Genomic DNA, 8,990 nt, shown 5'->3' on the forward strand with positions numbered 1-8,990 from the left:
GCGAGAGGCTGCGGTGTGCCGCCGCTCGGCCGGCGACGGCACGGGAGCCACCGCACACCACAACTCCGCTGTGATCGAACCGGGTTGAGGAGGTGTACGCCGACCGTGGCACCGCAGCGCGGCCCTCGCCCACGGGTGTTCGACGGTGTGTCCGGCAGATCACGGCGGGGCCGTGGTGACGCACCGGTAGTTCACCGGGCGCCGGATTTCCGGGCGCCCGCCCGAGGGAAGCCTCTTGCGCACGCCGCACCCCGTACCGGATCCGTACGCGCCCGACTCGGCCCTCCGCATCCCGCCAACCGAGTGAAAGCGGACAGGAGCCCCCATGCCCGCACCCTGCCCCCCAGCCGTGGAACGGATACAAAGGACAAACCCTGCAAAGCAGACAAATGCCGCAAAGCTGTTCAAGCCCTTGGTGAGCCCATGATCGGTCGCATCCCTGTTCTGGACATCCGCCCGCAGATCGATTGCGGCCGCCGCCCGGCGAAGGCGGTGGTGGACGAGACCTTCGAAGTCTCGGCCACCGTCTTCCGCGAAGGGCACGACGCGGTCGCCGCCAATGTGGTGCTGCGCAATCCCGCCGGCCGCTGCGGCCCCTGGACCCCCATGCGGGAGCAGCGGCCCGGCACCGACCGCTGGAGCGCCGAGGTCACCCCGGACGTGGAGGGCCGCTGGACGTACACCGTCGAGGCCTGGTCCGACCCCGTCGCCACCTGGCGACGGCACGCCGCCATCAAGATCCCGGCCGGTATCGACACCGAGCTGGTGCTCGCCGAGGGCGCGGCGCTGCACGAACGGGCGGCCGGCGACGTCCCCAAGAACGACGGCCGCGAGTCGGTGCTCAGCGCCGTCGACGCGCTGCGCGACGCCCAGCTGCCCGCCGCCACCCGTCTGGCCGTGGCCCTGTCCCCCGAGGTCACCGACGCGCTGTCGCGCCATCCGCTGCGCGAACTGCTCACCGTCTCCCGCCCGATGCCGCTGAACGTCGAGCGCCGCCGCGCCCTCTACGGCTCGTGGTACGAACTCTTCCCGCGCTCCGAGGGCGCCACCACCGCCGACGACGGCACCCCCGTCAGCGGCACCCTGCGCACCGCAGCCGAACGGCTGCCCGCCGTCGCCGCCATGGGCTTCGACGTCGTCTACCTCCCACCCGTCCACCCCATCGGCACCGCCTTTCGCAAGGGCCCCAACAACGCGCTGTCCGCCGGCCCCGGCGATGTCGGCTCCCCCTGGGCGATCGGCTCCGCCGACGGCGGCCACGACGCCCTGCACCCGGACCTGGGCACCTTCGACGACTTCGCACACTTCGTCAGGACCGCCCGCGACCTGCGCATGGAGGTCGCCCTGGACTTCGCGCTGCAGTGCTCCCCCGACCATCCCTGGGTCACCGAGCACCCTCAGTGGTTCCACCACCGCGCGGACGGCTCCATCGCCTACGCCGAGAACCCGCCGAAGAAGTACCAGGACATCTATCCGCTTTCCTTCGACGCCGACCCGCGCGGCCTGATCCGGGAGACGGAACGGCTGCTGCGCTTCTGGATGGCCAAGGGCGTACGGATCTTCCGCGTCGACAACCCGCACACCAAGCCGTTGTTCTTCTGGGAGAAGGTGATCGGCGACATCAACCGCACCGACCCCGACGTGCTCTTCCTCGCCGAGGCGTTCACCCGCCCCGCGATGGTGCACACCCTCGCCCAGGTCGGCTTCCAGCAGTCGTACACCTACTTCACCTGGCGCAACACCAAGGAGGAACTCACCGAGTACCTCACCGAGCTGTCCGGTGACGGCGCCGCCCACCTGCGGCCGAACTTCTTCGTGAACACCCCGGACATCCTGCACGACTACCTCCAGACGGGCGGCCGCACCGCTTTCGAGGTTCGCGCCGTCCTCGCCGCGACCCTCTCCCCGACGTGGGGCGTCTACGCCGGATACGAGCTGTGCGAGTCGACACCCGTACAGCACGGCAGCGAGGAGTACGCGGACTCCGAGAAGTACCAGCTCAAGCCCCGCGACTGGGACGCCGCGGCGCGCGAGGGCCGCACCATCGCGCCGCTGATCACCACGCTCAACCGGGTCCGCCGCCGGCACCCCGCCCTGCAGCAGCTGCGGTCGCTGCACTTCCACCCCACCGACAACGACGCCGTGCTCGCGTACTCCAAACGCGCGGGTCACGGCCCCGCGGCCGACGTCGTCCTCACCGTGGTCAACCTCGACCCGCACCACACCCAGGAAGCGACGGTGTCGTTGGACATGCCGGAACTCGGCCTCGGCCGGCACGATTCCTTGCCGGTGCGCGACGAGCTCACCGGCGACACCTACCACTGGGGCAGGGACAACTATGTGCGCCTTGAGCCGGGCCGCTCCCCCGCGCCCGCTCATGTGCTGTCGCTGCGACCGTCCTCACCGATCGGAGGGTCACCCAATTGATCGTCAATGAGCCGGTTCCCGACAAGTTCGAGGACACTCCGGCAAAGGACCGCGATCCCGACTGGTTCAAACGGGCCGTCTTCTACGAAGTCCTGGTGCGCTCCTTCCAGGACAGCAACGGCGACGGCGTCGGCGACCTCAAGGGCATCACCGCCAAACTCGACTATCTGCAATGGCTGGGGGTGGACTGCCTCTGGCTCCCGCCGTTCTTCAAATCACCCCTGAGGGACGGCGGATACGACGTCTCCGACTACACCTCGGTACTCCCCGAATTCGGCGATCTGGCCGATTTCGTGGAATTCGTCGACGCCGCCCACCAACGCGGCATGCGGGTCATCATCGACATGGTGATGAACCACACCAGCGACCAGCACCCGTGGTTCCAGGAATCCCGCACGGACCCCGAAGGGCCGTACGGCGACTATTACGTCTGGGCCGACGACGACAAGCAGTATCCGGACGCCCGGATCATCTTCGTCGACACCGAGGCCTCCAACTGGACCTTCGACCCGGTGCGCAAGCAGTACTACTGGCACCGCTTCTTCTCCCACCAGCCGGATCTCAACTACGAGAACCCCACGGTGCAGGAGGAGATGATCTCCGCCCTGCGCTTCTGGCTCGACCTGGGAATCGACGGCTTCCGGCTGGACGCGGTGCCGTACCTCTACGCCGAGGAGGGCACCAACTGCGAGAACCTGCCACGCTCGCACGGATTCCTCAAGCGGGTCCGGGCCGAGGTCGACGCGCACTATCCGGACACCGTGCTGCTCGCCGAGGCCAACCAATGGCCCGAGGACGTCGTCGACTACTTCGGTGACTACGGCGTCGGCGGCGACGAATGCCATATGGCTTTTCATTTCCCGGTCATGCCACGGATCTTCATGGCGGTGCGCCGCGAATCGCGCTATCCGGTCTCGGAAATCCTCGCCAAGACCCCCGCGATCCCCTCCGGCTGCCAGTGGGGCATCTTCCTGCGGAACCACGACGAGCTCACCCTCGAAATGGTCACGGACGAAGAACGCGACTACATGTACGCGGAATACGCCAAGGACCCGCGGATGCGCGCGAACATCGGCATCCGCCGGCGGCTGGCACCCCTGCTGGACAACGACCGCAATCAGATCGAACTCTTCACGGCCCTGCTGCTCTCCCTCCCCGGCTCGCCGATCCTCTATTACGGCGACGAGATCGGTATGGGCGACAACATCTGGCTCGGCGACCGTGACGCGGTGCGCACCCCGATGCAGTGGACGCCGGACCGCAACGCCGGTTTCTCCTCCTGCGATCCCGGCCGACTCTCGCTGCCGACCATCATGGATCCCGTCTACGGATATCAGGTCACCAATGTCGAAGCGGCGATGAGTTCCCCCTCGTCGCTGCTGCACTGGACCCGCCGGATGATCGAGATCCGCAAGCAGAACCCGGCGTTCGGGCTCGGCAGCTACACCGAACTCCCCTCCAGCAACCCGGCGGTGCTGGCCTTCCTGCGGGAGGCACCGGCGACCGGCGAGGGCGCGGACGACGATCTGGTGCTGTGCGTGCACAACTTCTCGCGCTTCGCCCAGCCCACGGAGTTGGACCTCCAGTCGTTCAGCGGCCGCCATCCGGTGGAGCTGATCGGCGGTGTCCGCTTCCCGGCCATCGGCGAACTGCCGTATCTGCTGACGCTCGCCGGCCACGGCTTCTACTGGTTCCGGCTGCGCCGGAACGCCACGTAGAGACGCCGGCCACCGGCACGTCGTCGCGCCCGACCCCGGGCGCGGGCCGCAAGAAATCCGCCCGTACGCGGCCGCAGGGCGCGTACGGGCGTTTTTCGACCTTTCGCTCGGGCAGTCTCCCTACTGCACACGGGCGGGATGAGCCCGGCACGGGGGACGGCCGCGCAGCGCGCACGTCGACGGCGCTGCCGTACGGACGAACTCGCCCGCCGCTCCCCGGACTCCGTCCGGGGGTACCCCCACCGCGCCGCCGCACAGTCAAGGCCGCATTCCGGGACACTTGCGCAACCTGTCGTGTGCCCGGGGAAAGGACGCGACGCCATGTCGGACACCGCCTCGACCCGTGCCACCCGAAACACCCCCGACCGCCCGCTCGTCACCGCACCCGACCTGCTGTCCTCGCTGGCACCCCTGCTCGCCGAATGGGTGCCACGCCAACGCTGGTTCGCCGGCAAGGGGCGGCTGATCACCGGCTTCGGCCTGGTCGCGGCGACCGAACTGCTGCCCTGCACCTCCGACGGCAGCACACCCGGCCTGCTGCACCTGCTGGTACGCGCCCAGCAGTCCGCGCCGGCGGGCCGCGAGGCGGGTGCGGGCGACTGCTACCAACTCCTGCTCGGAGTGCACCCCGCGCTCCCCCCGCAGCTGGCGCCCGCCGCGATCGGCCGGCCGACAGGCGGCCCGCTGCGCGGCCGCACCGTCTACGACGCGCTGCTGGACGGCCGGCTGTGCGGGCTGCTGCTGGAGCGGCTGCGGATGCCGGGCCGGCTCGGCACGCTGCGCTTCCGCCGCGACGGCGACCTCGACATCCCCTCCGGGCTGCCCGCCCGGCCGATCGCCGTCGAGCAGTCGAACTCCTCCATCGTCTATGGAGATACGTTCATTCTGAAGGTCTTCCGGCGGATCGAACCCGGCGTCAACCCGGACCTGGAGCTGCCGCGCGCACTCGCCGACGCCAAGTGCGCGCGGGTGCCTGCGCCCGCCGCGTGGTTCGAGTCGGCGGCCCCCGACAGCGGCGGTGAGGCGAGCACGCTGGGCGTCCTCCAGCCCTTCCTGCCGGGCTCGGCGGACGGCTGGCAGCTGGCCCTCAACGCGCTGGCCGTACGCGCCGACTTCACCGGCTCGGCGCGGGCCCTCGGCCACGCCACCGCGGAGGTGCACACCGCGCTCGCGCAGACCCTGCCGGTCACCGCGCTGCGCCGCCCGCAGCTGGAGGCCATCGCCGGGCAGATGAACGAACGGCTGGACGCCACCGCCCGCGCCGTGCCCGTACTCCAGCCCTACCGTTCCCGGCTGCGGTCCGCCTTCGACGCGCTCGCCGCGGTCGGCCATGACGGCCGCAGCTGGGCCGCCCAGCGCATCCACGGCGATCTGCACCTGGGCCAGACGCTGCGCTCCGCCGGCGAGGGCCGCTGGTCGCTGATCGACTTCGAGGGCGAACCGGCCCGGCCGCTGGCCGAACGGCGGCAGCCGCAGCCCGCGGTGCGCGATGTCGCCGCGATGCTGCGGTCCTTCGACTACGCGGCGCGCAGCGGCCCGGCCGGCGGTGACCCCTGGTCGCTGGAGTGGGCCCGGCGCACCCGCGCCGCCTACTGCCTGGGCTACGCCGAGGCCGGCGGTCTCGACCCGCGCTCGGCTCCGGAGCTGATGCGCGCGTACGAGACCGACAAGGCCGTCTACGAGGTGCTCTACGAGGCCCGGCACCGGCCGGACTGGCTGCCGGTCCCGATGGCCGCGATCCGCCGGCTGGCCGCGGGGCCCGCCGGCGGGGACCCGGGGGGCCCCGGGGCCGATGGCCGGTGAGGGCGCGCGGCCGGGGGCCGTTCGCGTCACCGAGGGTGCCGCCGTCCCGGCGCGGCCGTGGGCACCGGCATTTCTGCCCCCGGCCCGCACCGCGCACGGAGCCCTGATACCGACGCCGGCGCACGGCCCTGTGATGCCGACGCCGCACCTCCGCACCGTCCCGCACCGCCCGCTTCGATCCGACCGAACCGACCGATGCCCGCCGCCCCGAGGAGGCTCCTCTCGTGACCGCCCGTCCGCCGTCCCGCCGCACCACCCCCGATCCCGTGCCCGCCCCGGACACGACCGACGAACCCACGGCGGGAGCTGCCGTCCCGGACCCGCCCGCGCCGACGGGGGCCGAGACGGTGGTGGACACCACGGCCGCCGCCCCCGCGGCGTCGTCCCCACGGCCGCCCGCGCCGCGGGCCGCGGCCGCCGCCCCCGCGCGCACGGCCGAGCAGGCCCGGCCCCGGGCGGCGCAGCCGAAGGGCGGCAGTCGCGGGGTGCGGGCCGCGCCGCCGCTCAGCGCCGAGGACCGCGGGCGGCTGCTCGGCGGGGCGCACCACGATCCGCACGGACTGCTCGGCGCCCATCCCGTACGCGGCGGGCTGCTCATCCGGGTGCTGCGGCCCTGTGCGAGGAGCGTGACGGTGCTGGCCAAGGGGCTGAGCGCGGGCCTGCACGCGGAGGGCGACGGGCTGTTCGCCGGGGTGCTGCCGCTGCGCACGATCCCGGAGTACGAGCTGCAGGTCGAGTACGACGACACCACCGTCACCGTGCGCGACCCCTACCGCTTCCTGCCCGCGCTGGGCGAACTGGATCTGCATCTGCTGGCGGAGGGCCGGCACGAGCAGCTGTGGCACGCGCTCGGTGCCCGGACCATGGACCACCAAGGGGTGACGGGCACCCGCTTCACCCTCTGGGCGCCCAACGCGCAAGGTGTCCGGGTCGTCGGGAACTTCAACTACTGGGACGGCACCGGGCATCCGATGCGTTCGCTGGGCTCGTCCGGCGTCTGGGAGCTCTTCCTTCCCGCCGTCGGCGAGGGCGAGCTGTACAAGTTCGAGATCACCCGGCCGGACGGCTCGCACAGCGTGCGCGCCGACCCGATGGCGCGGCGTACGGAGTGCCCGCCCGCCAATGCCTCGATCGTGCACGAGACGCACTACCGGTGGCAGGACGCCGAATGGATGGCGGGGCGTGCCCAACGCCCGGTGCACGAGGCGCCGTTCTCCGTCTACGAGGTGCATCTCCCCTCCTGGCGGCCCGGCCTCACCTACCGCCAGCTGGCCACCCAACTCCCGGCCTACGTCAAGGATTTGGGTTTCACGCACGTCGAGCTGATGCCGGTCGCCGAGCACCCTTTCGGCGGCTCCTGGGGCTATCAGGTGACCGGGTTCTTCGCGCCCACCGCCAGGATGGGCACCCCGGACGACTTCCGCTTCCTGGTCGACGCGCTGCACCGGGCGGGCATCGGGGTGCTGATGGACTGGGTGCCGGCGCACTTCCCGCGCGACGACTGGGCGCTGGCGGAGTTCGACGGGCGGCCGCTGTACGAGCCCGAGGACCCCGCACGGGCCGCCCACCCGGACTGGGGCACGCTGGAGTTCGACTACGGCCGCACCGAGGTCCGTAACTTCCTCGTCGCCAACGCCGTCTACTGGTGCGAGGAGTTCCATATCGACGGCCTCCGGGTGGACGCCGTCGCCTCGATGCTCTACCTCGACTATTCGCGCGAGGACGGCGATTGGACGCCGAACGTCAACGGAGGACGGGAGAACCTCGACGCGGTCACCTTCCTCCAGGAGATGAACGCGACGGTCTACCGCCGCTGCCCCGGCGTCGTCACCATCGCCGAGGAGTCCACCGCCTGGAACGGCGTCACCCGCGCCACGCACCACGTCGGCCCGGACGGCTTCGGCGGCCTCGGCTTCGGCCTGAAGTGGAACATGGGCTGGATGCACGACTCGCTCGGCTATGTGTCCAAGGAGCCGGTGCACCGCAAGTACCACCACGGCGAGATGACCTTCTCCATGGTCTACGCCTACTCCGAGAACTACGTGCTGCCCATCTCCCACGACGAGGTGGTGCACGGCAAGCGCTCCCTGGTGTCGAAGATGCCCGGCGACTGGTGGCAGCAGCGGGCCACCCATCGCGCGTACCTCGGCTTCATGTGGGCCCACCCCGGCAAGCAACTCCTCTTCATGGGGCAGGAGTTCGCGCAGGGCGCGGAGTGGGCGGAGAGCCACGGCCCGGACTGGTGGCTGCTGGACCCGTCGTACGAGGCGGAGCCGGACCACCGGGGCGTCCGCGATCTGGTGCGCGAACTGAACCGCGGCTACGCCGCCCTGCCCGCGCTCTGGGAACGCGACACCGACCCGGCAGGCTTCTCCTGGATCGACGGGGACGCCGGCGAGGACAATGTCTTCTCCTTCCTCCGCTTCGCCGCCGACGGCTCCCCGCTGATCTCCGTCACCAACTTCTCGCCCGTCGTCCGCCACGCCTACCGGCTCGGCGTCCCCGATCACATCCCTGCCTGGCGTGAGGCCCTCAACACCGACGAGCCGCGCTACGGCGGCAGCGGCATCGCCAACCCCGACCCCCTCAAGGCCGAACCGACTCCCTGGAACGGCCGCGCCACCTCCGTCACGGCGGTGCTCCCCCCGCTGGCCACGGTCTGGTTCCGCCCCGCCTGATCCCCCCTACGACCCGCTCCCCCCTACGGTCGATTGCTGTCGTCCCCTGCGGCGACACCGAACGGACCCGTCCCCCAAATGTTCAATCCCCACCCCTTTTCACGGCCCGCGACCGGCCCGCGCCGGCCGCTTTTCGGACCGTTACCTGCATGGTGTCAGGGGGCACTGACAATCGGCCGTCGACGGCCGAGCAGGGGTGAAACTGCAGGTCGGAGGGTGTGGCCGGGCAGCGGGCGGGGGCGGGACGGCAGCGGGGGGGGGGGGGCCCCCCCCGCCCCCCCCCCCCCGCCCGGGCGCCCCCCGCGGGCGACAAAATTGGCGGGGGGTCGCCTCCGCCCCCCCCGCCCCCACCACAACAAGCTCC

The 8,990-nt window shown here is 71.3% G+C and carries 4 protein-coding genes; all 4 read left to right on the top strand.

Annotation, left to right across the window (positions count from 1 at the left end):
* Positions 1-423 precede the first annotated feature (423 nt).
* The 4 genes from ACIRQ7_RS01395 to glgB all read left to right on the top strand — a co-directional run bounded on the left by ACIRQ7_RS01395 (position 424) and on the right by glgB (position 8,626).
* Positions 424-2,427 (top strand): alpha-1,4-glucan--maltose-1-phosphate maltosyltransferase, encoded by a 2,004-nt coding sequence (locus tag ACIRQ7_RS01395; protein WP_404259036.1) that lies wholly within the window; start codon positions 424-426, stop codon positions 2,425-2,427.
* Positions 2,424-4,145 carry a maltose alpha-D-glucosyltransferase gene (gene treS / locus ACIRQ7_RS01400; protein WP_403666639.1) on the top strand — a complete coding sequence of 574 codons (1,722 nt, stop codon included), beginning with the start codon at positions 2,424-2,426 and terminating at the stop codon, positions 4,143-4,145. The genes ACIRQ7_RS01395 and treS overlap by 4 nt, the downstream gene beginning before the upstream one ends.
* A gap of 321 nt (positions 4,146-4,466) precedes the next feature.
* Positions 4,467-5,948, top strand: a complete 1,482-nt coding sequence (locus ACIRQ7_RS01405) for a maltokinase (RefSeq protein WP_404259038.1) — start codon at positions 4,467-4,469, stop codon at positions 5,946-5,948.
* A gap of 224 nt (positions 5,949-6,172) precedes the next feature.
* On the top strand, positions 6,173-8,626 hold the full coding sequence (glgB, locus tag ACIRQ7_RS01410; RefSeq protein ID WP_404259039.1) for a 1,4-alpha-glucan branching enzyme: 2,454 nt from the start codon (positions 6,173-6,175) through the stop codon (positions 8,624-8,626).
* The last annotated feature ends 364 nt before the right edge of the window (positions 8,627-8,990 follow it).

The sequence above is a fragment of the Streptomyces sp. NPDC101393 genome (assembly GCF_044767385.1).
Classification (GTDB): domain Bacteria; phylum Actinomycetota; class Actinomycetes; order Streptomycetales; family Streptomycetaceae; genus Streptomyces.

Excerpts from the sequence above, each read along its gene's own strand:
- ACIRQ7_RS01395 (WP_404259036.1), top strand. The coding sequence starts at position 424 with ATGATCGGTCGCATCCCTGTTCTGGACATCCGCCCGCAGATCGATTGC.
- ACIRQ7_RS01405 (WP_404259038.1), top strand. The coding sequence starts at position 4,467 with ATGTCGGACACCGCCTCGACCCGTGCCACCCGAAACACCCCCGACCGC.